The sequence below is a fragment of the Brevundimonas sp. 01N35 genome (assembly GCF_056399785.1).
Genome location: NZ_JBFTRZ010000003.1, coordinates 103,747 through 127,459, shown reverse-complemented (window position 1 = coordinate 127,459; position 23,713 = coordinate 103,747). Strand labels below are relative to the sequence as shown.

Below are 23,713 nucleotides of genomic sequence, written 5' to 3'. Positions count from 1 at the left end.
GGGCGTCACGCTACAGGCGACGTTCAACATTCGGAGACCTCCCCCCATGCGCGCCCTTCTGATGACGACCGTCCTGGCGTCGGCCCTGGCTGTGGCCGGCGGCGCCTCGGCCCAGAGCACCATCCGCCCCGGTCAGACGGTGCAGGGCAACTTCACCGCCAAGGACGCTCGCATGGGCGACGGTTCGCACTACCGTTGTTACGTCGTGCAGACCAACCCGGACGAAGCCTATACGGTCACGCTCAGCTCGTCGGACTTCGACACCTATCTGTCGGCCGGCGCCGGCGCGGACTGCGACGACACCTCGATCACCAACGACGACGGCCCGGACATGGGCACGAACTCGCAACTGCGTTTCGCCTCCGGCGGCGGCCTGTGGATCATCAAGGCCAACACCCTGAGCGAGGGCGAGACCGGCCGCTATGAACTGCGCGTCTCGTCGGGCGAGCGGATCCGCCCGACCACCCAGGTTCTGCCGATTTCGGTGGGCGAAAGCCGTTCGGGCCGACTGGAGTTCAGCGACCGCCGCGCCGACGACGGCTCCTTCTACGACTGCTATGCCCTGTCGATCGCGCGCGCGGGCAGCGTGGCTGTTCGCCTCGATTCCGCGGACTTCGACGCCTATCTGGCCCTCTACGAAGGCCCGCAGTGCGACGGCGATGCGCTGGCCTCGGACGATGACAGCGGCGGCGGAACTAGCGCCCAGATCATCCAGACCCTGAGCCCCGGCGTCTATTCGGTGCGCGCCAACACGCTCGGCGCCTCGGAAGAGGGCGACTACACCCTGACCGTTTCGACCCGGCGTTGATGACGAGGCGGCCTCGGCGGGTTCAGTCGAGGCCGCGTTCGTCCCACAGGGGCGAGGAATCGACCGTATCCGACAGGCTCACATGGGCTAATCGATCCGCTGGGTCTGGCACCTGTTCCGGCAGGGGCTGATCGAAGCCGAAGCTGTAGTCGTCGGGTTCCAGTCGGACAGGCGTCGCGGGGCGGGGCGACACCCACACCAGCCCGTTCCGGTAGTCCTGCGGGGGCGGCCCTGCCGGCGCCGGGGGCTCCAGCCAGGCGTCGTCCAGATAGGCTTCATACTCGGCGTCGAGGATGGCGGGCGGCTGCAGGCGCGCGGGGTCATGCACGTAGCCGTTCCGCAACTCGCCCACCGCCATGATGGAGCCCGGCGGAAGATCCGGTTCCGTCGGCGGCGCCACGACCTCCACGCTCATGACGCCGTGGCCCGCATCGCGATGAGCGATGGCGGTCGAGTTCCACGCCGCCCATCCGCCGGCCCCCGCGGCCGTGAGGCCCAGAGCCAGACCGGCCAAAGCCAGCGTCTTCATCTCTATCGCTCCGGTCATGCGCGGGAAGCGCCGCACATGACTTAAAGCGTTGAGAGCCTGATGCGGTTCACGCCGAGGGCAGCAGGTCGCCGGCGAAGCCGCGATAGCGACCGGCCCGCACCCCGTCCGTCGCCCGGGCGATGTCCGGCGCGAAGTAGTGGTCGGAGGTATAGGGGGCGGCGGCCTCGCGCACGATGGCGTAGGCCTGCTCCAGTTGCGGCGAGCTGGTCAGGGGGCGGTGGAACTCCAACCCCTGGGCTGCGGCCAGCAGTTCGATGCCGACCACGGTGGCGGCGTTCTCGGCCATGTCCAGCAGGCGACGGGCGCCGTGGGTGGCCATCGAGACGTGGTCTTCTTGGTTGGCGCTGGTCGGCACGGTGTCGACGCTGCACGGATGGGCGACCATGCGATTCTCGGCCACCAGGGCCGCCGCCGTCACCTGGGCGATCATGAAGCCAGAGTTCAGGCCGCTCTCCTTGACCAGGAAGGCGGGCAGTTCGCTCATCTTGGGATCGACCAAGATGGAGGTGCGGCGCTCGGAGATATTGCCAATCTCGCACAGGACCATGGCGATCTGATCCGCTGCAAAAGCAACCGGTTCAGCGTGGAAGTTGCCGCCTGAGATCACGTCGCCGTCGTCGATGAAGACCAGCGGATTGTCGGTCACGGCGTTGGCTTCGCGTTGCAGGGTCGCGGCGGCGTTCCTCATCACGTCGAGGATGGCGCCCATGACCTGCGGCTGGCAGCGCAGCGAGTAGGGGTCCTGCACCTTGGCGCAGTCTTCCCGGTGGCTCTCGCGGATGGCGCTGCCGGTGATCAGGCCGCGCAGGACGGCGGCGACCTCGATCTGACCCGGCTGGCCGCGCAGGGCGTGGATGCGGTGATCGAACGGCGCGTCCGATCCCTTCAGCGCATCGACCGACAGGGCTCCGGCGGCGAGGGCGGCGGCGAAGACGTCCTCGGTGGCGAACAAACCGGCCAGAGCCAGGGCCGTCGAACACTGGGTGCCGTTCAGCAGGGCCAGGCCTTCCTTGGGACCCAGGACGACGGGCTTCAGTCCGACCTTGGACAGCGCGGTCTCGGCGTCCAGGGTCTGGCCCTGATAGCGGGCCTCGCTGACGCCGATCAGGACGCAGCTCATGTGGGCCAGCGGGGCCAGATCGCCCGAGGCGCCGACCGAGCCCTTGGACGGGATGCAGGGCAGGATCTCGGCGTTGACCATGGCGATCAGCGCCTCCAGCGTCCCGCGCCGCACGCCCGAGGCGCCGCGCGACAGCGAAGCGATCTTCAGCACCATCAGCAGGCGGGTGACGTTGTCGCTGAGCAGCGGGCCGACGCCGCAGGCGTGGCTGAGGACCAGGTTCTTCTGAAGGGTTTCAAGGTCTTCCGGCGCAATGCTGGTGTTGGCCAGCAGGCCGAAGCCGGTGTTGATGCCATAAACCGTCCGGCCCTCGGCGAGGATGGCGGCGACGGTGGCCGCCCCCTTCTCGACATTGGTCCAGGCGGCGTCCGTCAGGCTGACGGCGACGGGGCCATTCATGACGGCGCGAAGCTGGGCGAGGGTGAGCGGGTCTTGGCCGATAATGATCTGGGTCATGCTATCTCTCTCTTCTCCCCTTGCGGGAGAAGGTGGCGGGCCGAAGGCCTGACGGATGAGGGGTGGCGCGGACCTGTGTGGTCGGCGTCGGTGGAAAGGGCGATGTGGCGGTCGTTGGCGCGACCCCTCATCCGACCCGCTGCGCGGGCCACCTTCTCCCGCAAGGGGAGAAGGAAGATCATTTCAAGCTCGGCAGGTTCAGGCCGTGCTCGCGCGCGGCGTCCTTGGCGATTTCGTATCCGGCGTCGGCATGGCGCATGACGCCCGTGGCCGGGTCGTTCCACAGGACGCGCTCCAGACGCTTGGCGGCTTCCGGCGTGCCGTCGGCGACGATGACGACGCCCGAGTGCTGGCTATAGCCCATCCCGACCCCGCCGCCGTGGTGCAGCGACACCCAGGACGCGCCCGATGCCGTGTTCAGCAGGGCGTTCAGCAGGGGCCAGTCGGACACGGCGTCCGAGCCGTCCATCATGGCCTCGGTCTCGCGGTTCGGACTGGCGACGGAGCCTGAGTCCAGATGGTCGCGGCCGATGACGATGGGGGCCTTCAGTTCGCCCGAGGCCACCATGTCGTTGAACATCAGGCCGGCGCGATGGCGGTCGCCCAGACCGATCCAGCAGATGCGCGCGGGCAGGCCCTGGAAGGCGATGCGCTCGCTGGCCATGTCCAGCCAGCGGTGCAGGCCGGCGTTGTCGGGGAAGAGCTTCTTCATCGCCGCATCCGTCTTGCGGATGTCCTCGGGATCACCCGACAGGGCGACCCAGCGGAACGGCCCGACGCCGCGGCAGAACAGCGGGCGGATATAGGCGGGGACGAAACCGGGGAAGTCGAAGGCGTTCTTCACGCCCTCGTCGAAGGCGACCTGACGGATGTTGTTGCCGTAGTCGGTGGTGGGGATGCCCATGGCATGGAAGTCGAGCATGGCCTGAACGTGGACAGCCATCGATTTGCGCGCGGCGGCCTCGACGGCGGCGGGGTCGCTGACGCGCTTTTCTTCCCACTCGGCGACGGTCCAGCCAGAGGGCAGGTAGCCGTTGACGGGGTCGTGGGCGCTGGTCTGGTCGGTCACCAGATCGGGGCGGACGCCGCGTTTGACCATCTCAGGCAGAAGATCAGCGGCGTTGCCCAACAGTCCGATAGACAAGGCTTTCTTGTCCTTGAACGACTGCTCCAGCAGGGCCAGGGCCTCGTCCAGGGTCTCGGCCATGACGTCGACGTAGCGGGTGCGCTGGCGGAACTCGATGCGGCTGCGCTGGCACTCGATGGTGATGCAGGACGCGCCGGCCATGGTCGCGGCCAGAGGCTGGGCGCCGCCCATGCCGCCGAGGCCCGCCGTCAGGATCCACTTGCCCGACCAGTCGCCGCGGTAGTGCTGGCGACCCGCCTCCATGAAGGTCTCATAGGTGCCCTGAACGATGCCCTGGGTGCCGATGTAGATCCACGACCCGGCCGTCATCTGGCCGTACATCATCAGGCCCTTGCGATCGAGTTCGTTGAAATGCTCCCAGGTCGCCCACTTGGGCACCAGGTTGGAGTTGGCGATCAGGACGCGCGGCGCGTCCTCGTGCGTACGGAAGACGCCGACCGGCTTGCCAGACTGGACCAGCAGGGTCTCGTCGGCTTCCAGCTTTTGCAGTTGCTCGACGATGGTGTCGAAGGCCTGCCAGTTGCGGGCAGCCTTGCCGATGCCGCCATAGACGACCAGGTCCTCGGGACGCTCGGCCACCTCGGGATCGAGGTTGTTCATCAGCATCCGCATGGCCGCTTCGGCGGCCCAGGTCTTGGCGGTCTTTTCAGCGCCGTGCGGGCTGCGGATGATGCGGGTGTTGGGCGTGGCGCTCATCGATTCCTCCATGCGGCCCAGAGTGCGGGTTGGGCCGTCGTGTTTGGAGGAGTGTTATGTCTAGACATTATCGCGTGCAAGAGGCAGTTTCGATTCATGGATCATGAGCCGCTTCATCGACGGATCGCCGGCGACATCGAGCGCCGCATCGCTTCGGGCGAGTGGCGGCCGGGTTTTCGCATCCCGACCGAGGCCGAGCTGATGGCCGAATACGGCTGTGCCCGGATGACGGTGTCGCGCGCTATGACGGACCTGTCGGCGCGGGCTCTGGTGGTGCGGCGCAGACGGGCCGGGACGGTGGTGGCCCATCCACCGGTTCACTCGTCCGCCTTGGTCGCCATCCCCGACATTCAGTCCGAGGTCGAGGGCAGGGGGCTGACCTATTCCCACCGCCTGCTGGGCCGGATCGTCCGCCCGGCGCGGCCCGACGAGGGGCTGGGCGAGCGGGTGGTCGAGCTGGAAACCCTGCATCTGGCCGACGACCTGCCCTTTGTCTTCGAGCGCCGTCTGATCTCCCTGACCGCCGCGCCCGAGGCCGAGGCCGCCGACTTCACCACCCAGCCGCCCGGCGGCTGGCTGCTGGCTCACATGCCCTGGACCGAGGCCGAGCACCGGATTTCCGCCGTCGGCGCCGACGTCGAGACAGCCAAGCATCTGGGTCTGGCCGACGGCGCGCCTTGCTTGCGGCTGGAGCGCCGCACCTGGCGCGACGGCCAGGGCGTGACCTGGGCGTGGCAGACCTTCCCCGGCGCGGCCTATGATCTGGTCGCACGCTTTTCCCCGACTAAAGGATGACCCCGATGAGCGAACCGTCTGAAGCCCTCGGTTGGCGCTCCGTCGGGGCTCTGGTCGGCGACCACCCCGACGCCCCCGTCGCCCTGATCGGCGCGCCGCTGAACGAGCGGTCGCTGACGCCGGGCCGCTGCGACCTCGGCCCGAAAGCCCTGCGCGCCGTCCTGCCGCGCCTGTCCACCTATGACGTCGAGACGGGGCTGGAACTGGAGGTTCTGGTGCAGGACGCCGGCGATGTGGCGCTAAAGGCCGTCTCGCCGTTCGACGCCTTCGAGCCCGTGCGCGACGCGGTGGCGGCTCAGGCCCACCGCGCCCTGACCATCCTGGTCGGCGGCAACAACGCCATCACCCGGCCGGGCGTCCACGCCCTCGGCTTGGACCGCGTCGGCGTCCTGACGCTGGACGCCCATTTCGACCTGCGCGACACGGATCAGGGCCTGACCAACGGCAACCCCATTCAGGCCCTGCTGGATGACGGCATGGATGGCCATCGTATCAGCCAGGTCGGCCTCGCTCCCTTCGCCAACACCCGCCGCGCCCATGAAAAGGCCAAGGCGGCGGGCATCAGCGTCCGCATGGCGCGCGAGTGCCGCGAGCGCGGTCTGGCCGTCGTCGTCGCCGAGGAACTGGAGCGGCTGTCGGCGCTGTGCGAGGTCATCTACGTCGACTTCGACATCGACGTCATCGACCGTAGCCAGTGGCCCGCCAGCCCCGGCGCCCGCCCCGGCGGGGTGTCTATCCACGACTTCTTCGACGCCACGCGCGTTATCGGCGCCCATCCCAAGGTCCGGGCCGTCGACCTGACCGAATACGACCCCTCGCTGGAAGTTGGCGACCTCGGCTCCCTGACCGCCGGACGCTGGTTCTGCGAAATCCTCAGCGGAGTGGCCGCGCGATGATCCTCGCCGACCGCCTCATCACCGACTGCCACGTCGCCGCCATGACCGAGGGCGGCGCCCCCTATGGCGCGATCGAGGACGCAGCCATCCTGATCAAGGACGGGCGCATCGCCTGGGTCGGGCCGCGCGCGGACCTGCCTGTGCACAAGGCTGTGGAAACCGACAGTCTGGGCGGGCGCTGGGTCACGCCCGGCCTGATCGACTGCCACACCCATCTGGTCTTCGGCGGCGACCGCTCTGGGGAGTTCGAGCAGCGGCTGGAGGGCGCGACCTATGAAGAGATCGCCCGCGCTGGCGGCGGCATCGTCTCCTCGGTCAAGGCCACGCGCGAGGCGTCCGAGGACGCCCTCTACGCCTCGGCCTGCAAGCGTCTGGAGGGGCTGAAGGCCACCGGCGTCACCACGGTCGAGATCAAGTCCGGCTATGGCCTGGACCACGACAGCGAGCTGAAGATGCTGCGCGTTGCTCGCCGCATCGGGCGCGAGGCCGGGGTGCGGGTCCGCACCTCCTACCTGGGCCTGCACGCCGTCCCGCCCGAGCACAAAGCCGACCGCGCGACCTATGTGGACAAGGCTGTGGATGAGATCCTGCCCGCCGCCCACGCCGAGGGTCTGGTCGACGCCGTCGACGCCTATTGCGAGCCGATCGCCTTCACCACGGACGAGGTCGCCCGCCTGTTCGACAAGGCCGAGGAACTGGGCCTGCCGGTCAAGCTGCACGCCGACCAGTTGTCGGACGGCGGCGGTGCGGCTCTGGCCGCCCGCTATCACGCCCTGTCCGCCGACCATATCGAGCACACGACCGAGCCGGGCGTTCAGGCCATGGCCGAGGCGGGCGTGACAGCGGTCCTGCTGCCCGGCGCCTTCCTCATGCTGCGCGAGACCCAGGCGCCGCCCGTCGCACTGCTGCGCCAGCACGGCGTTCGCATGGCGGTGGCCACCGACTGCAACCCCGGCACCTCGCCCGTCGCCTCGATGACGGCGGCGCTGAACCTGGTCTGCGTCCAGTTCCGCCTGACGCCTGAGGAAGCCCTGGCCGGGGCCACCCGCCACGCCGCCCGCGCCCTGGGATTGCAGGACGAGGTCGGGACCATCGAACCCGGCAAGGCCGCCGACCTCGCCGTCTGGGACATCAGCCGCCCGGCCGAGCTTTGCTACTGGCTGGGCGCGCCGCTGCTGCACCGGCGCTACCTCGGCGGCGCAATCTCCTAAGAGTTGCATTCCATCGTTATCCTAATCTAGGGTTGTTGGCGGGGAGGCCGACAATCCATGGATGCAGACGACTTCATTCGCCGCTGGTCCGAAGCGCCGATCAGCGAGCGGGCGCATTATCAGACCTTCATCGCCCAGTTGTGCCGAGTGATCGGCGTGGCCGCACCGGACGACGAACGGACCGGCGATCTCGACTATTGTTTCGAGCGGCCGGTGAAATTTCTGCACGAGGACGGCGGCAGCCACCCCGGCTATATCGACTGCTATCGACGCGGCGCCTTCGTGCTGGAGGCCAAGCAGTCGGGCAAGCGAGGGGCCGGCGGGGCGCTGGACCCGCAACCTCAGTTGGCCCTGTTCGGCGGTCGCGGGCGCAAGGCCGCGCCAGCTTCGCCCAGCGCGCTCGAAACCCTGATGCGCAACGCCAAGCGCCAGGCTGAGAACTACGCCAAGGCGCTGGACGAATGGCCGCCCTTCATCGTCGTCGTGGACGTGGGGCGGGCCATCGAACTGTGGTCGGACTTTGGGCGGCAGGGAAAGGCCTATGCCCCGTTTCCCGACCGCGCTCGTTACCGCATCGAGATGGCGCATTTGCGCGACGCGGCGGTGCGGGATCGGCTGAAGCGCGTCTGGGGCGATCCGATGAGTCTGGACCCCGCCGCCCGTGTGGCCGAGGTGACGACGGACATCGCCGCTCGTCTGGCCTGGCTGGTGCGCTCGATCGGCGCCCGCGTCCCGACCGGCCCCGACGGGCGGCCTGACCCAGTGGCCAAGGCGGCGCGGGCCAATCAGACGGCCCTGTTTGTCATGCAGTGCATTTTCGCCATGTTCGCCGACAGCGTCGGCCTGATCGAGGACAAGGGGTTCCGGCGCTTCCTGGAAAGCTATCGCGGCCATGCGGCTCAGTTTCATCTGGGGGCGGGCGACTTCTTTCGGCGCATGGACGAGGGCGGGCATTGCTCGGCCATTCGTCAGACGCTGAGGCGTTTCAACGGCGGCCTGTTCCGCCACGCCGCCGCTCTGCCGATCAACGAAGACGAGCTTGAGGCTCTGATCGCCGCCGCCCAGCGCGACTGGGCGTCGGTCGAACCGGCCATCTTCGGGACTTTGCTGGAACAGGCTCTGGTTCCGAGCGAGCGTGCGGAACTGGGCGCCCACTACACCCCGCGCGCCTATGTCGAACAGCTGGTCGAGCCGACGATCATGGAGCCGTTGCGCGCCGACTGGGAGGCGGCCGAGGCCAGCGCCATCGGCCTGTTCATGGCGGGCGACCACAAGGGGGCGCGGCGGATGGTGCGAGACTTCCACCGCGATCTCTGTCGCATCCGCGTGTTGGATCCGGCCTGCGGCACGGGTAATTTTCTCTATGTTGCCATGGGGTTGATGAAGGAACTTGAGGGAGAGGTTCTGGCTGTCTTGGCCGAAATGGGCGAGTCGCAAGGCCTGCTGGCGCTGGATGGGCACACGGTCAGTCCCGAACAGTTCTGGGGACTTGAGAAGAACCCCTACGCCGCCTGGATCGCCGAGATGGTGATGTGGATCGGCTATCTGCAATGGCATTTCCGAATCTATGGCGACGCCAAGCCGTCCGAGCCGATCCTGCGTAATTTCGAGAAAATCCGGCAGACCGACGCCCTGGTGACCTGGTCGCGCGAGGAACTGGTGCGGGATGCCGCGGGACGGCCCGTCACCCGCTCGCGGCCGCGGCGCAAGGACGGCGGCGCGCCGGTCCTGTTTCCTGTGGCCGAGGAACGCGAGGTGGTCTGCCTGATCGACCCGCGCCCGACGCCGTGGCCGGATGTCCATTTCATCATCGGCAATCCGCCCTTCCTCGGCGGCAAGGATTTGAGGCGGGAACTAGGCGACGGCTATGTCGACGCCCTGTGGCAGGTGCGGCAGGGCCGGTTCCGTTCAGCCGATCTGGTGACGGCCTGGTGGGGTCGGGCTGCGGACATCCTGACGGTCAAGGCGAGCAGCTTGCGACGCTTCGGCTTCATCACCACCAACTCGATCACCCAGACCTTTTCCCGACGGGTGCTGGAGCATCATCTGAAGGGCGCGCCGCCGATGCGGCTGGTCATGGCCGTGCCGGATCACCCGTGGATCAAGGGTGGCGACCGGGCCGCCGTCCGCATCGCCATGACGGTGGCGGAGCGCGGCGAGCCGGACGGCCAGGGGCGGTTGCTGACGGTGATGTCGGAGGCGGGGCTGCACACCGACGCGCCGGAGATCGTCTTCCGAGAGGAACGTGGCGTGATTTCCGCCGGCCTGACCCTGGGCCTCGATGTGACCGGAGCCGCCGAACTGAAAGCCAACGCCCTTCTGTCGTCCCCGGGGGTCAAGCTGCACGGCGCCGGCTTCATCGTTGCGCCGGATCGGGCGATGGCCCTGCTGTCCGCGTCGGATGTAGAGGCGATCTCGCCGATCCGGGCCTATCGCAACGGACGGGATCTGGCGGACCGGCCTCGCGGGGTGAACGTCATCGACCTGTTCGGCTGGGAGGAGGCCGAAGTGCGGCGGCGGCATCCGGCGATCTTCCAGCACCTGCTGGAGACGGTGAAGCCGGCACGGGACCGCAACAACCGGGCCGCCTATCGCGACAACTGGTGGATATTCGGCGAACCGCGCCGGGAATTGCGTCCGGCGCTGGAAGGCTTGCGACGCTACATCGCCACCGTCGAAACCGCCAAGCATCGCTGGTTCCGGTTCCTGGACGCGGACATCCTGCCGGACAATCGGCTGGTCTGCGTCGCATCCGATCGGCCGGAAGTGCTGGGTGTTTTGTCGTCGCGCCTGCACGTCGACTGGTCATTGGCGCAGGGCGGAACGCTGGAGGATCGTCCCATCTACACGAAGGGCGCCTGTTTCGACGCCTTTCCCTTTCCCGACCTGTCGGGGAGGGCGGGGGCCGAGATTGCGGCCCTGGCCGAGGAAATCGATGAACTACGGACGCAAGTTCTGGCTCGCCATTCCTTCCTGACCATGACCGGCCTTTACAACGCTCGGACGCGCAGGACGAGGAACGCGCCCCTGAGTGAGGCGGAGCGCGGGGTGCATGAGGCGGGGTGCGTCGGTCTGCTGGATCATCTGCATCAACGGCTGGATGCGGCGGTGCTGGGCGCCTATGGCTGGGCGGCGGACCTGTCCGCGCAGGAGGCGATGGCGCGACTGGTGGCGCTGAACCGGGAGCGCGCGGTCGAGGAGGCGCGCGGCGAGGTGCGTTTCCTGCGCCCCGAGTTCCAGGTGGGCAGGGTAAAGACGCCCCGGCGATCGGTCCAGATCGAGGCGACCCTGGACGCGGCGGTCAGCCTGCCGCCCCTGCCCGAGGCGCCGGGGGCCATGGCCTCGGCCTTGCTGCACGCCCTAAGGCAGGAAGGCGTCCCTGTCGGCCCGCGTGCCCTGGCGGCCCGGTTCGGCGGCCGTCGGGGGCGACGGATGGAGGATCGCATCGAACAGACGCTGGCGGTTCTGGCCGTGGCGGGGTCGGTGCAGCGCACCCAGGAGGGATGGTTCACGCCGCGCCGAGTCTGATGCTAGCGTTCGCGTCTGGAATCGGGGGCGAACGGCATGACGCAATCACAGACGGACGTCGTCATTCTGGGCGGCGGCCACAACGGGCTGGTCTGCGCCTTCTATCTGGCGCGGGCCGGGCTGAAGGTCACGGTGCTGGAACGGCGGGGCGTCGTCGGCGGGGCGGCGGTGACCGAGGAATTCCATCCCGGGTTCCGCAACTCGACCGCCAGCTACACCGTCAGCCTGCTGAACCCGCGCGTCATCGCCGACATGGCGTTGGCGCGTCACGGTCTGAGCGTGGTCGAGCGGCGGGCGGCGAACTTCCTGCCTTTCGACGACGGCCGCTACCTGCTGACGGGCGAGGGGCGGACCCAGGCCGAGGTGGCCAAGTTCTCGACCCGCGACGCCGAACGTCTGCCCGACTATGAGGCGCGGCTGGAAACCGTCGCCGCCATCCTGCGCGACCTGATCCTGACCACGCCGCCCAATGTGCCAGATCCTGAACTTGGGGGCGGCTGGCTGGCGGCCTTGCCGGAAATGCTGAAGGCGGCGTCGCTGGGGCGGCGGGTCTCGGGGCTGGACATGACGGCGCGGCGCGACCTGCTGGACCTTTTCGCCAAGTCGGCGGGCGACTGGCTGGACGGCTGGTTCGAGAGCGATCCGATCAAGGCCCTGTTCGGCTTCGACAGCATCGTCGGCAATTATGCCAGCCCCTATACGCCCGGCTCGGCCTATGTCCTGCTGCACCATGTCTTCGGCGAGGTAAACGGCAAGAAGGGTGTCTGGGGCCACGCGGTGGGCGGCATGGGGGCCATCACCCAGGCCATGGCCGCCGCCTGCGCCGAACACGGCGTCGACATCCGGCTGGATACAGCCGTCGCCGAGGTGGTGACCGAAAAGGGCAGGGCGGTCGGGGCCGTGACCGAGGCGGGCGACGTGGTCCGCGCCCGCGCCGTCGTGTCCAACCTGCACCCGCGTCTGTTGTTCGACCGGCTGGTCGATCCGGCCGTGGTCCCCGCCGACTTCACCGAGCGGATGAGCCGTTACGCCTCGGGGTCGGGCACCTTCCGCATGAATGTCGCCCTGTCCGAGTTGCCTCGGTTCACGGCCTTGCCGGGGGCGGGCGATCACCTGACGGCGGGCATCATCATCGCGCCGACGCTCGCCTATATGGACCGCGCCCACGCCGAGGCGCGCCTGACCGGCTGGTCGTCAAAGCCCATCGTCGAGATGCTGATCCCGTCGACCCTGGACGACAGTCTGGCGCCGGCGGGCCAGCACGTCGCCAGCCTGTTCTGCCAGCACGTCTCGCCGGATCTGGCGGACGAACATCGCGACACGGTAGCCGACCTGATGATCGAGACAGTCGAGGCCCATGCGCCGGGCTTCAAGGCCTCGGTGGTCGGGCGGCTGGCCTTGGGGCCGCGTGATCTGGAGCGGCGCTTCGGCCTGATCGGCGGCGACATCTTCCACGGCCGGCTGACGCTGGATCAGTTGTTCAGCGCCCGGCCCGTGCTGGGCCACGCCGATCACCGGATGCCGGTGCCCGGGCTTTATCTGTGCGGTTCCGGCGCCCATCCTGGCGGCGGGGTGACGGGCGCGCCGGGCCACAACGCGGCCCGCGCCATCCTGAAAGACATCAGGCCAGGCTGATGTTCAGCACCGTCATCAGGGCGTCGCGGATGGCGCTCTCGGTGAAGGGCTTCTGAATCGTCGGGTGGCCGCGCCAGTGCTCGGGCAGGCCGCTTTCGCCATAACCGGTCGAAAAGACGAAGGGCACGCCCCGGGCCCTCAGCGCCTCCGCGATGGGGAAGACCTCGCGGCCCGCGACGTTGACGTCCAACAGGGCGGCGTCCAGAGACGCCTCGCCGGTGGCGGCTCTCAAGCCGTCGTCGACATTGGATTCGGGGCCGACGACCGAACAGCCCATGTCGTCGAGAATGGTTTCCAGCAGCATGGCGACCAGGGACTCGTCTTCGACGACCAGCACCCGCCGGCCCTGCAGGGCGTTCGTCATTCTGTTTCCTTCGTCAGCGGAATGGAGATTTCCGCCGTAAAGCCGTCGCTTGAATAGTGACGTTCGACTGTTCCCGCCAGATCATGCCGCACGTTGCGCTCGATCAGTCGGCTGCCGAAGCCGCGCCGTTCCGGCGTCGAGATCGCCGGGCCGCCGGTCTCGCGCCAATGGATGTCCAGGCGCGGGGCGTTGAGGTCGGCGACCGACCAGTCCACCAGCACGCGCCCTTCGCCCGTCGACAGCGCGCCGTACTTGGCGGCGTTGGTCGCCAGTTCGTGGAAGATCATGCCCAGCGAAACGGCGGTCGAGGGGTCCAGAGCGACATTGGGACCGTTCAGCGACAGGCGGTTGGGGCCGTGCGCCGCCGTCTCATGTTCCAGAACGGCCCGCAGGTCCGCGCCCTCCCAATGGCTTCGCGTCAGCAGGTCGTGGGTGTGGGAGAGGGCCAGGATCCGCGACTGGAAGGTCTCGGCGAACGACGTCGGGTCTTCGTGAGAGCGCGCGGTCTGCATCGCTATCGACTGGACGGTGGCTAGAGTGTTCTTCACGCGGTGGTTCAGTTCGTCGATCATCAGCTTCTGACGTTCGGCGGCGACGACCGTGTCCGTGACGTCGTGGCCCTGGACGAAGATGCCGACGATCTCGCCGGCCTGATCGCGGATCGGTTGATACATGAAGTCGAGATACCGGGTCTCGAGCAGCCCGTTGGGCGTGTGTTGCAACTGAACCGCGCTTTGCCGCCCGTGGAAGGGTTCGCCGGTGGCGTAAACGTCGTCGAGGAAGTCGTAATAGCCCTGACCCGAGAGTTCCGGCAGCGCTTCGCGCACGGGCTTTCCGATGACGTCCCGATGACCGATCATCTGGCTGAACGCCCCGTTGACCAGCTGGAAGACATGGTTCGGCCCGTTCAGGATGGCGACGAAGCCGGGCGCCTGCATGAACATGTCCAGCAGTTGCTTGCGTTCGTTCGCCAGCCGCCTGTTGTGGGCCTGAACCGTCATGGCGCGACGAAACACGCCGCCGCCGATCATGGAGTCCAGGGCTGACGTAGTTTCGCTGGGCCGCTGCCGCGCGACCTGCCGACGCAGTTTCTCGAGTTCGGTGATGTCGTTGGTGTGCTGGAGGATGTGGGTGACGCGCCCTGTGTCATCCTTGATCGGCGTGTGGCTGCAACTCCAGTAGCGGTCCTCATAAACGACCTCGCCGTCGGGGCCGGGGACGGGAATGGCGTAGTGGAGCACCGCCAGATGGTCGGTTTCGCCGGTCTCCAGAACTTTTTGAAAGGACGCCAGAAGTTGGCGCGCGTTTTCCGTGGCTTCCTCGCCCGGCCCCGCGTCGAACATCTCCATGGCCGGGCGACCGATCAGGTCGCTTCGGCGCCTGTGGGTGACATCCAGATAGGCCTGATTCATGCCTGCGTAGCGGAGTTGGTCGTCCAGCAGCATGTAGGGATTAGGCGACGCGTCGAACGCTGCGACCAGGTCGATTGTCTTGGCGAGTATCCGCACTCTATCCCCCGATTCCGCTCCCCTAACGCGAGCCGCAGCGAAAGGGTGCGTGTTCCTGACGCAAAAACCGTGGTTTTGTCCAGCGGTGGCGCCGTTTGAGGGCCGCCGAACGGCCCAGGCGCCTCACGCGCGGGCGCGCAGCGTGTCGGCCAGAGCCCAGTACATCGGCTTGGGGCTGTAGGTCTCGTCGTAGGGCAGGCCGCGGTTGACGCCATGCGCGGCGCGGACGCGATCATCGCCGTGTTCGGTCAGCCAGGAGAACTTGTCCGTCAGGCCCCAGGTCACGACGCCGCGCACCTCGGGAAAGGCCAGCATGACGTCGAGGTAGCGTCGCGTCTCGTCTGCGACCCTCTGATCGCGAGCGGAAGTGGAGGCGCCGGCTTCCGATTCCTTGACGTCCAGTTCGGTCACGGTGACATCGAGGCCGAGGTCGATCAGCGCCCGGGTCATGTCCTGGAGGCCGGCCTTGTCGATGGGGCCCTTGGACAGGTCCAGGTGGGCCTGGACCCCTACGCCGTCCAGCGGGACGTTCGCCGCCCGCAGACGTCGTGCGAGGGCGACAAAGGCCTGACGTCGGGCCTTGTCGATGGGATTGCCGTATTCGAAGCCGTAGTCGTTGATGACCAGGTGGGCCTTGGGCGCGTGCGCCCGCGCCTCTTCCAGCGCGCGCTCGATATAGGTCGGGCCAAAGGCGCTGAAGAAGGTGTTCCGGCGCAGATCGTGGGCGCCCGCCTCCGTGTCGATAGGCTCGTTGATTACGTCCCATTCGTCGATGCGCGACCCATAGCGGCCCAGGACGCGCGAGAAATGGTCCGACATCAGCCGCCAGTCGCGCTGCTCCAGCATTTCGCGCTTGGCCCAATCCGGGGTGCTCTGATCCCACAGCAGGGTATGGCCGCGGACGCGCAGGCCGTTTTGGTCCGAGAAGGCCAGCAAGTCATCGACAGGGGCGAAGTTGAACTGTCCCTTGCGCCATTCCAGCGAGTTCCATTTCAGATGGATCTCGGGGGTCAGCACTTCGCAATCCCGCAAGACGGCGGCGCGCAGCGCCTTGTCGTCGCGCAGATGATCGGCGCGAGCCGCCGCGCCGTAATAGCGTCCGCCGCTTCGAGCGGCGCGGGACAGGGAGGGGGGCGTGTTCGATGCGTCGGGCAGAGCGGCGCCTTCTCCCTCGGGCACGGCCCAGGCGCCGTGAGGCGCGACGGCCAGCGTCGGCGCCAGTGCGAGGCCAGCCAATACGGATCGTCGTGATGGAAGCGTCAGCATACTACGCCTAACCTTCTCAAGTCGCGGAGAAGAGTAAGCGTGATCATTAATCCACCCGGAGATAACGCCGGGTTAACGATTGCTGATGGGTTGTTTTAAGGCGGAAATGAAGTCGCCATTTGGCGAACTGTTTTAAAGCTAAGCTTGGAACTCTTCAGAAGAGCGAGGTCGATGCGATCAGTTCAGCCCTGTAGTTGCGATCAGAAGCTGCGATAGTATCCCAAGCGCCCATAGGCCTGAGCGCCGCGATTGTCGCCGTCGCTGAGGCCGACCGAGATCTGGAATTCCGACTGGTCGCCGATCTTGACGCCCAGAACGGGGCCGACGTGATAGGCGCTGTAGTTGGAATCCCCGTCGGCGCCGATCTCCATCCCCGCGCGCAGGCGGCCCGAGGAGCCGACCGTGTGGGTCAGGCTGGCCAGGGCGTCGTAGTCGTCGAGGCGGAAGCCGTAGGAGCCATACCATTCGACCCGCCAGGGGCCGGCCACGTGGCCGCCGTCCGTGCTGATCATCATTTCGCCCTGGCCGCCGTTGCGGCGGTTACCGGGATCGCCGGGGCTGAGGTCGGTGTCGACGTAGCGATAGCCCAGGCCGAGGCTGCCCCAGGTTGGGCCCGAGCCGAAGCGATAGATCAGTTCCGCCTGACCGCCGGTGAAGTCGGCGTCGATGGTTCTCGGCCCGCTGCGGTAATCGTAGCTGCCGGTATAGATCGCGCCGCGCAGGGCCAGGCCCTTGTGGTCGGCGGACCCCGGAAGACCCACCGTGGCTCCCGCATAGGCCGAATCCGCGACATCCAGTTTGCCGCCGGCGAAGACCGTCACGTCGCTCTGCGCCGCAGCGGTACCCGACCAGCCAGCCGCGCCGAGCGCGACCAGGGCGGCTGCGAGTGACGTTTTCGATGCGATGCGACGGGGGTGGTCGGTCATGAACGTTCCCTAACGAAAGTATCGAGCGCGTCGTGTTTTGGGCGACGCAGAGGAAGGCGCTTCAAATAGGCTGGATTATTTTGGTTAACACTTTCAGACGACCAATTTCCCCTGTGTCAGCTCGGCTAGGCTTTCCGCGCTGCGATCAACGGGGAGCTTGGTGCGGGACACCCAGGCGATCAGTTCTTCCATGCCCGTCTCCATGTCGCGCTCCGGCCTGAAGCCGAAGGTCTGTTCGATCTTGGAGATGTCGCCGAAGCAGTGCCGGATATCGCCGACGCGGTAGCGGTTCAGCACTTCCGGCGCGATGTTCTTTCCCAGTAATCGGGCCAGAACGGCGGCGATTTCATTGACCGAGATCGGGGCGCCGCTGCCGACGTTAAACACGTCCCAGGTCTCGCGGTCGCTGTCCAGAACGGTGGCGAAGGCCCGCGCCACGTCCTGGACGTGGACGAAGTCGCGCATCTGCCGTCCGTCCTCGAACACCAGGGGCGGCTGGTCGTTCAGCAGGCGCGCGATAAAGATGGCGGCGACCCCGGTGTAGGGATTGCTCAGCGCCTGACGCGAGCCGTAGGCGTTGAACAGGCGTAGCGCGACCGTCGGAATCTGCAGCGCCCGCCCGACCGCGAGGAACATCTCCTCATGGTCGCGCTTGTTCACGGCATAGATCGAATTGGGCTGCAGCAGCTTGTCTTCCGCCGTGGGGACGGGTTCTAGCGCCTCGCCGTCAATCATGATCTCCCACTGTCGCGCCTCCAACTGGGCGTGATGGCGGATGTCCGCCGTGACATGGGCGTGGGTCGAGGGGCGGATGTAGTCGCCCTCGCCATAGATCGACATCGACGAGGCGACGGCGATGCGTTCGACCGTATGCGGCTTCTGCGACAGCGTCTCGAGCATGACGGCCGCCGCCATGACGTTGTTGCGCGTGTAGTCGACGATGTTGGTCATGCTCTGGCCGACGCCCACCGACGCCGCCAGATGCGCCAGATGGGTGACGCCTTCCAGCGCCGCCTCGAACACGCCCTCGTTCAGCAGGTCGCCCTTGATCCGGCGCGCGCGCCGATCGAGGTAGGTCGGCCAACCGTCAGCGTCCATCTCGCCATCGGCGTGGACCTGGGGCGACAGGCTGTCGAGCACGCTGACGCGATAGCCGCGCGCCAGCATGGCGTCGACCAGATGCGAGCCGATGAAGCCGGCCCCGCCCGTGATCAGGATGTGCTTGTCCATGATCGTCGTCCGCTCAGTGGTGGTGGCGAAGGACGCCGTACTGGTCCAGCTTGGACCGCACGAGCGCATTGTTGGCGTCGATCTTCTCGGTGCGCTGCCAGGCCTGTCCGCCGTCCGTCAGGTACATGAAGAAGCCCATCGTCAGCGGAATGATCCAGATGAACCACCAGATCATCAAGAATACCGGATTGACCATCAGCATGTAGCCGATGCGGTCGATCGTACGCTCCAGCACCAGGCCGGTGCGCGTCCATGTCCGCATGTAGAGGCCGACGATCATGATCGTGAAGGCGATGATGTTGAACACCGACAGCACCACTAGCCACAGGGGCAGGAAATTGTCGCCGGTGAAGAAGCGCCACGCCGCCCAGACGCCCAGCGGGATGCCCAGGGTGTTCACCCACAGCGACATGCAGGGCAGGAAGTTCGTCCAGGCGCGCAGGCGTTCGCCGAAGGTGAAGTCCATTTCTTTCAGCGGCGTGCCCAGGCTCTGGAAGAAGCCGGCGACCCAGCGCTTCCTTTGCGTGATGCCTTCGCCGAAGGTTTCGGGCACCTCCTCGATCAGGGAGTTGTCGATGATGCCCAGGGTCTTGCCATTCTTCCAGAACCGCTCGCCGACCTCGGGGTCCTCGATGGCGATCCAGGGGTGGAATCCGCCGAGGGCGATCAGGTCGTCGACTTTGAAGAATAGCCCCTTGCCCAGAACCCAGTAGGGCTGTTTCGGGTCCGACAGGTGGCCGTACTTGGCGCCGTCCCACGTCATGTGGTCGAAGGCATGGAAGGCGGCGGCCAGGCTGGCGTTCAGGTTGCCGGCGACGTTGCGCGCCTGCAGCACGTCGAATTTCTGAAGGCCGATGGCCGCGGCCTTGAAGTGGTCGGCCGGAGGGCAGCTGTCCGCGTCGATATAGTCGATGACCAGATTGGTCTTGTCGCGGTGCGTCGCGGCGACCTGATACAGGGCATAGATCAGTTGTCGGGTCTTCTTGGGCGGCAGATCCTTGACCCCGGCCCGCTTGCCTCGGTGCCACCAATAGACCTTGGGGTTGGCGTCCCAGGCGTTCCACACCACGTCCCAGCGAGGGTCGACGGTCGGCGGCACCTCGAGAATCTCCACGAAGGGAAAGGCCCTGGTCAGGCGCTGAAGGCTGGCGATGGTTTCTGTGTCGTTCGCATTGGGAATGGCCACCACGCGATAGCGACTGCGCGGATAATCGAGCTTGGCCAGCGAGGTGAAGGTCGTCTCCATCGTGCGCTCCAACTCGCGGAGCACAGGATAGAGCAGGACGATGAAGGGAAGCTCCGCGTCCGCGGGCAGAGGGTCGTCCATGTCCACGCGCTGAACGCGCAGGGAGTGGAAATACATCTCCAGCAGGAAGCATCCCAGGTAAAGCAACTGGGATATGGCGAATAGCCATACGAGAATTATGGGAATGTTGTTTCCATAGATTTGCATCGAAAGGCCCGCCCAGAATTTCCGTGTTGGAGTGTCGTCTTTCCAGTGGCTTTTATCGTCGTCGTTCTGAACTCAGGATGCGAGTGCTCTTGTCGGTATGCGTCCGCTGTTACTCATTTCTTCTATGAAGTAGGCGATGGTTTTGGAAAGCCCGTCCTGCAGTTGCACCTGCGGGGACCAGTTCAGGCGAGCCAGCGCCCGCGAAATGTCCGGCTTGCGCCGACGGGGGTCGTCCACCGGAAGCGGACAATGGACGACCTTGGAACTGGAGCCGGCCATCGCGAGAATCTGTTCCGCCAGTTGGTTGACGGTGGTTTCGTTCGGGTTGCCGATGTTAATCGGGCCGTCGATGTCCGAATCCGCGTTCATCAGGCGTACGAAGCCTTCGACCAGGTCGTCGACGAAGCAGAAGGAGCGGCTCTGTTCGCCGCTGCCGTAGATCGTGATGTCCTCGCCCAGCAGCGCCTGGACGATGAAGTTGGACACCACGCGGCCGTCGTCGGGGTGCATGCGCGGGCCGTAGGTGTTGAAGATGCGTACGATCCTTGTCGTCAGCCCATGCTGGGCGCCGAAGTCCGTCACCAGGGTCTCGGCGAAGCGCTTGCCCTCGTCGTAGCAGGACCGGGGGCCGACCGTGTTGACGTTGCCCCAGTAATTCTCGGTTTGCGGGTGAATTTCAGGGTCGCCGTAGATCTCGGATGTCGATGCCTGGAAGAAACGCGCCTTGTCGGCGGCGGCCTTTTTCAAAAGATTGAGCGTTCCAAGCGAGCACGTCATCGCCGTTTTGACGCGATCGTTCTGATAATGAACCGGCGATGCTGGGCAGGCCAGATTGTAGATCTGGTCTATTTTTGGAAGCTCTTCTGGCAGAGGGTCGTTTATGTCGTGGTTTATTATTTTAAATCGACCCGAAGATTTCAAATGTTCTACGTTCTGAGGCCTTCCAGTATGGAAGTTATCGAGGCAAAAAACAGAGTGGCCATTTTCGATCAGACGGATGCACAAATGTGATCCAAGAAAGCCTGCGCCGCCGGCGACCATGATGTTCGCCGCAGATGGCTCGTTGAAGTTTTCATTGCGATTGTAGAAATGACTATTTTCAACCATCTCTTGCGACCCCAAGTGATCAACAATATAGTAATAGTTTATCTGTTTTTGACGACTTCATTCACCCGCCAAGCGAATTTTCAAAGAGTCAAAGCGGCACGTTAGGAATCTTTTAACCAACAGTGCGGACTTGGGTTCCGTTTGCATTTCGAGGCTCGACCGAGGTCGCTTTGCATGGAACTGGTCCGCGCGAGTGGATTTCGCCGGGCGTCGTCAGGCGTCAGGGCGCAGCCGGGGCGCGTCTGTAGAGAGGCTGCGGTCGAGCGGCGGTGGCGCCGACGGATGGTCTATTCCGACGCGTCGGTCCCCGCCAGCAGGGCCAGCAGCGCGAAGCTCGCCAGCCAGTGCTCGCCCATATAGTCGCCGGTCACATGGGGTAGGGCGGCCTTCAGATGCACCGCCGCCGCCTGTTTACCGACGGCGCGGCGGGGATCGCCCTCCGGCAGGGAGGCGACGATCTCGCGCCAGCACCAGCCGCGGCTCAGGTTCAACCCGTCCAGATGCGCGATCTTGCCGTCGGTGCGGTCGCTGACGCGGGCGGGTGTGAGCAAGGTCGCCGGCCGGCCTTCCGGCAAGCGCGGCAGGAAGGCGTCGAACCAGGTCTGGAAGTCGGGCGCGGGCAGGGCGCGCCGCATCAGCACCGCTTCCATCAGCGCCGGGGACAGGAACTCGTCCTGCGACGGCTCCCAGGCCTGGCAGTCGCGATCCTCGGCGTGCCAGCGCCGCGCGGCCTCGCGACACAGGGCGGCAAGGTCGGCGTCATGGGCGTCGGCGTAGTCCAGCGTCAGCCGCAGGGCGAAGGCGGTGTTGTAGTGCGTCCCGACCCGCACCGAATAATCCGCCAGCGGCAGGAAGGCCTTGAACCGTTCGGCGAAGACCTGCGCCAGCGGACGCAGGGTCTCCGCCCAGCGACGGCCTTCGTCGGTGTCATGGCGTTCCAATTCCGCCGCCAGCATCAGCAGCCAGGCCCACCCGTAGGGGCGCTCGAATCCGCGGGCCTCTGGCCGCGTCAGATAGGCGGCCTCGCCCGCGACGTTCTCGGCCGTGAACAGGTCCTCGGCCAGGGCGCGGATGGCGGGCGCCTCAGCCATATCGGGATGCAGGCGATAGAGGGTGAACAGCATCCACCAGCCGTGGACGCAGGAATGCCAGTCGAAGCTGCCGAAGAAGATGGGGTGCATGTCGCGCGGCGTGCGAGCGTCCTGCGGCCCGGTGAGCACATGCATCACGTGGTTCGGATATTCTCGCGTCACATGGCCCAGGGCCGTGGCGGCGAAGCGGGCGGCGAGGGCGGCGTCGATCTGTTGCGTCATGATCCGAACCGGAAGGCGAGGAAGTACATCAGGAACATATTGGCCACCAGCATGACAGCCGCCGTGGGGATCTGGGCGCGGATGACCCCGTTCAAAGGCGAGTTGCGGTCGGGCAGTTCCAGCAGGTTGGCGGGCACGACATTGAAGTTGGCGGCCATGGGCGTCATCAGCGTCCCGCAGAATCCGGCCAGCATGCCGATGGCGCAGACGATGGACGGATCGCCGCCGAACTGATGCACCACGACGGGCAGGCCGATGGCGGCGGTCATGACGGGGAAGGCGGCGAAGGCGTTGCCCATGATGACGGTGAACAGGGCCATGCCGGCGCAATAGGCGAAGACGGCCAGGAAGGCCGAGGTCATGGGGATGACGCGCGCGATCAGATCGCCCACCACCTGACCCACGTCGGCGGCCAGGAAGACCGCGCCCAGCGAGGCCAGCATCTGCGGCAACAGGGCGGCCCAGCCGATGGAGTCCATCAGGCGACGGCCCTCCTGCACCGGGGCCATGACCGGCGGGCGGAACCAGATCATGGCCGCGACCAGGGCGACGACGCAGCCCAGTCCCAGCGAGATCAGGGTGGTCTGCACCGGCGAGATCAGCCAGGCCCCGGCGGGCGTGTGCTTGGCCAGCAGCGTCCCTCCGACCGCGACCAGCGGCACCATCAGGGCGGGCACGAACAGGGCGTTCTTCCAGCGCGCGGCGCTGGCCTGACGCTGTTGGGGCGAGGTTGTGGCGGGCTTGCCGACGCCCAGCTTGCCCGAGGCGCCGATGACGACCAGGGCGATGACCAGCAGCCCGTTGCCGAACCCGCCCAGCCAGGAACCGAACAACAGGGACAGGGCGATCAGCCCCCAGAACAGGGCGCTGCGGAACCGCGTCGGGTTCAGCGGATCGCGCAGGCTTAGAATGGAGAAGGCCGCGAACATCAGGCCGGTGGCGACATAGGCGTATTCTAGCGTGATCATCGACCGGCCTCCACGTCGTCTGCGACATCCGAAACGGCCATGTCCTTCTTCACCTGCCGGTCGAACATCAGCAGCCGCGCGCCGTGGACCAGCAAGGCGACGAGGGCGGTGGGGATAGCCCAGAGGGAGACGTGCAGCGCCTCGACGCGAATGCCCGCCTGTTCCAGGAAGCCGACGATCAGGACGATGGAGCCGATGGCGATGAAGATGTCCTCGCCGAAGAACAGTCCGATGTTGTCCGTGGCGGCGGCCATGCCGCGAATGCGGAAACGGGCCTTGTCGGTCAGGGGGCCGTACTCGCTCTCGGCCGCGCCCTCGGCCATGGGGGCGATCAGGGGGCGGACCATCTGCGGGTGTCCGCCCAGCGAGGTCAATCCGAGCGCGGACGTCGCCTGACGCGCCAGCAGGTAGATCAGCATCAGACGCCCGGCTGTCGCCGCCTTGACCTTGGTGACGAGGTCGCGCGCGCGCTCTTGCAGACCCGCCCGTTCCAGCAGGCCGATGATCGGCAGGACCAGCCAGGTGATATGGAAGTAGCGGTTGTCGTTGAAGGCCTGACCGAAGCGCGAGATCGTGTCGACCCCCGCGGTCAGCAGTCCCTGCGCGTCGACGCCCGGCCCGACCGCCGCCAGCACCCCGGTGGCGATCGCCGCGACCAGAATGACGACCAGCGGGTTGATCCGGGCGACAAAGCCCGCGACCACGATCAATATTCCCAGAAGCACCAGCATGGTTC

At 66.6% G+C, this 23,713-nt stretch carries 19 protein-coding genes; 6 read left to right on the top strand and 13 right to left on the bottom strand.

Annotated features, from left to right (window positions below):
* Positions 1-46 precede the first annotated feature (46 nt).
* On the top strand, positions 47-808 hold the full coding sequence (locus AC1DJ5_RS03875; protein ID WP_441452958.1) for a peptidase: 762 nt from the start codon (positions 47-49) through the stop codon (positions 806-808).
* A 22-nt stretch (positions 809-830) separates the two neighbouring features.
* Here AC1DJ5_RS03875 and AC1DJ5_RS03870 read toward each other — a convergent pair whose 3' ends face one another.
* The 3 genes from AC1DJ5_RS03870 to hutU all read right to left on the bottom strand — a co-directional run bounded on the left by AC1DJ5_RS03870 (position 831) and on the right by hutU (position 4,777).
* Complete coding sequence (locus AC1DJ5_RS03870; protein ID WP_477019756.1) at positions 831-1,337, bottom strand: hypothetical protein; 507 nt, start codon at positions 1,335-1,337, stop codon at positions 831-833.
* A 67-nt stretch (positions 1,338-1,404) separates the two neighbouring features.
* Positions 1,405-2,934 (bottom strand): histidine ammonia-lyase, encoded by a 1,530-nt coding sequence (gene hutH / locus AC1DJ5_RS03865; RefSeq protein WP_477019755.1) that lies wholly within the window; start codon positions 2,932-2,934, stop codon positions 1,405-1,407.
* A gap of 178 nt (positions 2,935-3,112) precedes the next feature.
* Positions 3,113-4,777, bottom strand: coding sequence for a urocanate hydratase (hutU, locus tag AC1DJ5_RS03860; RefSeq protein WP_477019754.1), 1,665 nt, complete (start codon positions 4,775-4,777; stop codon positions 3,113-3,115).
* 96 nt (positions 4,778-4,873) lie between these two features.
* On the opposite strand from hutU, the gene AC1DJ5_RS03855 reads away from it, so the two are divergent.
* Genes AC1DJ5_RS03855 through AC1DJ5_RS03835 form a run of 5 tightly spaced genes read left to right on the top strand, consistent with a single transcriptional unit; the run spans position 4,874 to position 12,842 of the window.
* A complete protein-coding gene (locus tag AC1DJ5_RS03855; RefSeq protein WP_477019753.1) occupies positions 4,874-5,572 on the top strand; it encodes a UTRA domain-containing protein in 699 nt (232 codons plus the stop codon).
* A gap of 5 nt (positions 5,573-5,577) precedes the next feature.
* Positions 5,578-6,468: an agmatinase family protein gene (locus AC1DJ5_RS03850; RefSeq protein ID WP_477019752.1), complete on the top strand. Its 891-nt coding sequence runs from the start codon at positions 5,578-5,580 to the stop codon at positions 6,466-6,468.
* Positions 6,468-7,679, top strand: coding sequence for an imidazolonepropionase (hutI, locus tag AC1DJ5_RS03845; protein ID WP_477019854.1), 1,212 nt, complete (start codon positions 6,468-6,470; stop codon positions 7,677-7,679). Before AC1DJ5_RS03850 ends, hutI begins: the two co-directional genes overlap by 1 nt.
* A 57-nt stretch (positions 7,680-7,736) precedes the next feature.
* A complete protein-coding gene (locus AC1DJ5_RS03840; protein ID WP_477019751.1) occupies positions 7,737-11,207 on the top strand; it encodes a class I SAM-dependent DNA methyltransferase in 3,471 nt (1,156 codons plus the stop codon).
* Between the two features lie 36 nt (positions 11,208-11,243).
* Positions 11,244-12,842 (top strand): phytoene desaturase family protein, encoded by a 1,599-nt coding sequence (locus AC1DJ5_RS03835; RefSeq protein ID WP_477019750.1) that lies wholly within the window; start codon positions 11,244-11,246, stop codon positions 12,840-12,842.
* Here the strand turns inward: AC1DJ5_RS03835 and AC1DJ5_RS03830 are convergent.
* The 10 genes from AC1DJ5_RS03830 to AC1DJ5_RS03785 all read right to left on the bottom strand — a co-directional run bounded on the left by AC1DJ5_RS03830 (position 12,829) and on the right by AC1DJ5_RS03785 (position 23,708).
* The gene (locus AC1DJ5_RS03830; RefSeq protein ID WP_441452970.1) at positions 12,829-13,206 is read right to left on the bottom strand and encodes a response regulator; all 378 of its coding nucleotides are present in this window, start codon (positions 13,204-13,206) and stop codon (positions 12,829-12,831) included. The two genes, AC1DJ5_RS03835 and AC1DJ5_RS03830, sit on opposite strands and share 14 nt — an antisense overlap.
* Positions 13,203-14,714, bottom strand: a complete 1,512-nt coding sequence (locus AC1DJ5_RS03825) for an HWE histidine kinase domain-containing protein (protein ID WP_477019749.1) — start codon at positions 14,712-14,714, stop codon at positions 13,203-13,205. The genes AC1DJ5_RS03830 and AC1DJ5_RS03825 overlap by 4 nt, the downstream gene beginning before the upstream one ends.
* A gap of 123 nt (positions 14,715-14,837) precedes the next feature.
* On the bottom strand, positions 14,838-15,950 hold the full coding sequence (locus AC1DJ5_RS03820; protein WP_477019748.1) for an endo-1,4-beta-xylanase: 1,113 nt from the start codon (positions 15,948-15,950) through the stop codon (positions 14,838-14,840).
* Between the two features lie 230 nt (positions 15,951-16,180).
* Entirely contained in the window at positions 16,181-16,906 is a 726-nt protein-coding gene (bcsS, locus tag AC1DJ5_RS03815; protein WP_441452973.1) for a cellulose biosynthesis protein BcsS, read from the bottom strand.
* A gap of 93 nt (positions 16,907-16,999) precedes the next feature.
* Positions 17,000-18,136 carry an NAD-dependent epimerase/dehydratase family protein gene (locus AC1DJ5_RS03810; protein WP_477019747.1) on the bottom strand — a complete coding sequence of 379 codons (1,137 nt, stop codon included), beginning with the start codon at positions 18,134-18,136 and terminating at the stop codon, positions 17,000-17,002.
* A gap of 13 nt (positions 18,137-18,149) precedes the next feature.
* Positions 18,150-19,529: a glycosyltransferase family 2 protein gene (locus AC1DJ5_RS03805; RefSeq protein ID WP_477019746.1), complete on the bottom strand. Its 1,380-nt coding sequence runs from the start codon at positions 19,527-19,529 to the stop codon at positions 18,150-18,152.
* Between the two features lie 132 nt (positions 19,530-19,661).
* On the bottom strand, positions 19,662-20,630 hold the full coding sequence (locus AC1DJ5_RS03800) for a UDP-glucuronic acid decarboxylase family protein (RefSeq protein ID WP_441453793.1): 969 nt from the start codon (positions 20,628-20,630) through the stop codon (positions 19,662-19,664).
* Between the two features lie 353 nt (positions 20,631-20,983).
* On the bottom strand, positions 20,984-22,009 hold the full coding sequence (locus tag AC1DJ5_RS03795; protein ID WP_477019745.1) for a DUF2891 domain-containing protein: 1,026 nt from the start codon (positions 22,007-22,009) through the stop codon (positions 20,984-20,986).
* Positions 22,006-22,977, bottom strand: coding sequence for a DUF979 domain-containing protein (locus AC1DJ5_RS03790; protein WP_477019744.1), 972 nt, complete (start codon positions 22,975-22,977; stop codon positions 22,006-22,008). Before AC1DJ5_RS03790 ends, AC1DJ5_RS03795 begins: the two co-directional genes overlap by 4 nt.
* Positions 22,974-23,708, bottom strand: coding sequence for a DUF969 domain-containing protein (locus tag AC1DJ5_RS03785; protein WP_477019743.1), 735 nt, complete (start codon positions 23,706-23,708; stop codon positions 22,974-22,976). The genes AC1DJ5_RS03790 and AC1DJ5_RS03785 overlap by 4 nt, the downstream gene beginning before the upstream one ends.
* Positions 23,709-23,713: the final 5 nt, after the last annotated feature.

What these genes read in the sequence shown, in the direction of transcription:
- AC1DJ5_RS03875 (WP_441452958.1), top strand. Translation starts at nt 47, where the DNA reads ATGCGCGCCCTTCTGATGACGACCGTCCTGGCGTCGGCCCTGGCTGTG.
- AC1DJ5_RS03870 (WP_477019756.1), bottom strand. Translation starts at nt 1,337, where the DNA reads ATGAAGACGCTGGCTTTGGCCGGTCTGGCTCTGGGCCTCACGGCCGCG.
- hutH (WP_477019755.1), bottom strand. Translation starts at nt 2,934, where the DNA reads ATGACCCAGATCATTATCGGCCAAGACCCGCTCACCCTCGCCCAGCTT.
- hutU (WP_477019754.1), bottom strand. Translation starts at nt 4,777, where the DNA reads ATGAGCGCCACGCCCAACACCCGCATCATCCGCAGCCCGCACGGCGCT.
- AC1DJ5_RS03855 (WP_477019753.1), top strand. Translation starts at nt 4,874, where the DNA reads ATGGATCATGAGCCGCTTCATCGACGGATCGCCGGCGACATCGAGCGC.
- AC1DJ5_RS03850 (WP_477019752.1), top strand. Translation starts at nt 5,578, where the DNA reads ATGAGCGAACCGTCTGAAGCCCTCGGTTGGCGCTCCGTCGGGGCTCTG.
- AC1DJ5_RS03840 (WP_477019751.1), top strand. Translation starts at nt 7,737, where the DNA reads ATGGATGCAGACGACTTCATTCGCCGCTGGTCCGAAGCGCCGATCAGC.
- AC1DJ5_RS03835 (WP_477019750.1), top strand. Translation starts at nt 11,244, where the DNA reads ATGACGCAATCACAGACGGACGTCGTCATTCTGGGCGGCGGCCACAAC.
- AC1DJ5_RS03830 (WP_441452970.1), bottom strand. Translation starts at nt 13,206, where the DNA reads ATGACGAACGCCCTGCAGGGCCGGCGGGTGCTGGTCGTCGAAGACGAG.
- bcsS (WP_441452973.1), bottom strand. Translation starts at nt 16,906, where the DNA reads ATGACCGACCACCCCCGTCGCATCGCATCGAAAACGTCACTCGCAGCC.
- AC1DJ5_RS03810 (WP_477019747.1), bottom strand. Translation starts at nt 18,136, where the DNA reads ATGGACAAGCACATCCTGATCACGGGCGGGGCCGGCTTCATCGGCTCG.
- AC1DJ5_RS03800 (WP_441453793.1), bottom strand. Translation starts at nt 20,630, where the DNA reads ATGGTCGCCGGCGGCGCAGGCTTTCTTGGATCACATTTGTGCATCCGT.
- AC1DJ5_RS03795 (WP_477019745.1), bottom strand. Translation starts at nt 22,009, where the DNA reads ATGACGCAACAGATCGACGCCGCCCTCGCCGCCCGCTTCGCCGCCACG.
- AC1DJ5_RS03790 (WP_477019744.1), bottom strand. Translation starts at nt 22,977, where the DNA reads ATGATCACGCTAGAATACGCCTATGTCGCCACCGGCCTGATGTTCGCG.
- AC1DJ5_RS03785 (WP_477019743.1), bottom strand. Translation starts at nt 23,708, where the DNA reads ATGCTGGTGCTTCTGGGAATATTGATCGTGGTCGCGGGCTTTGTCGCC.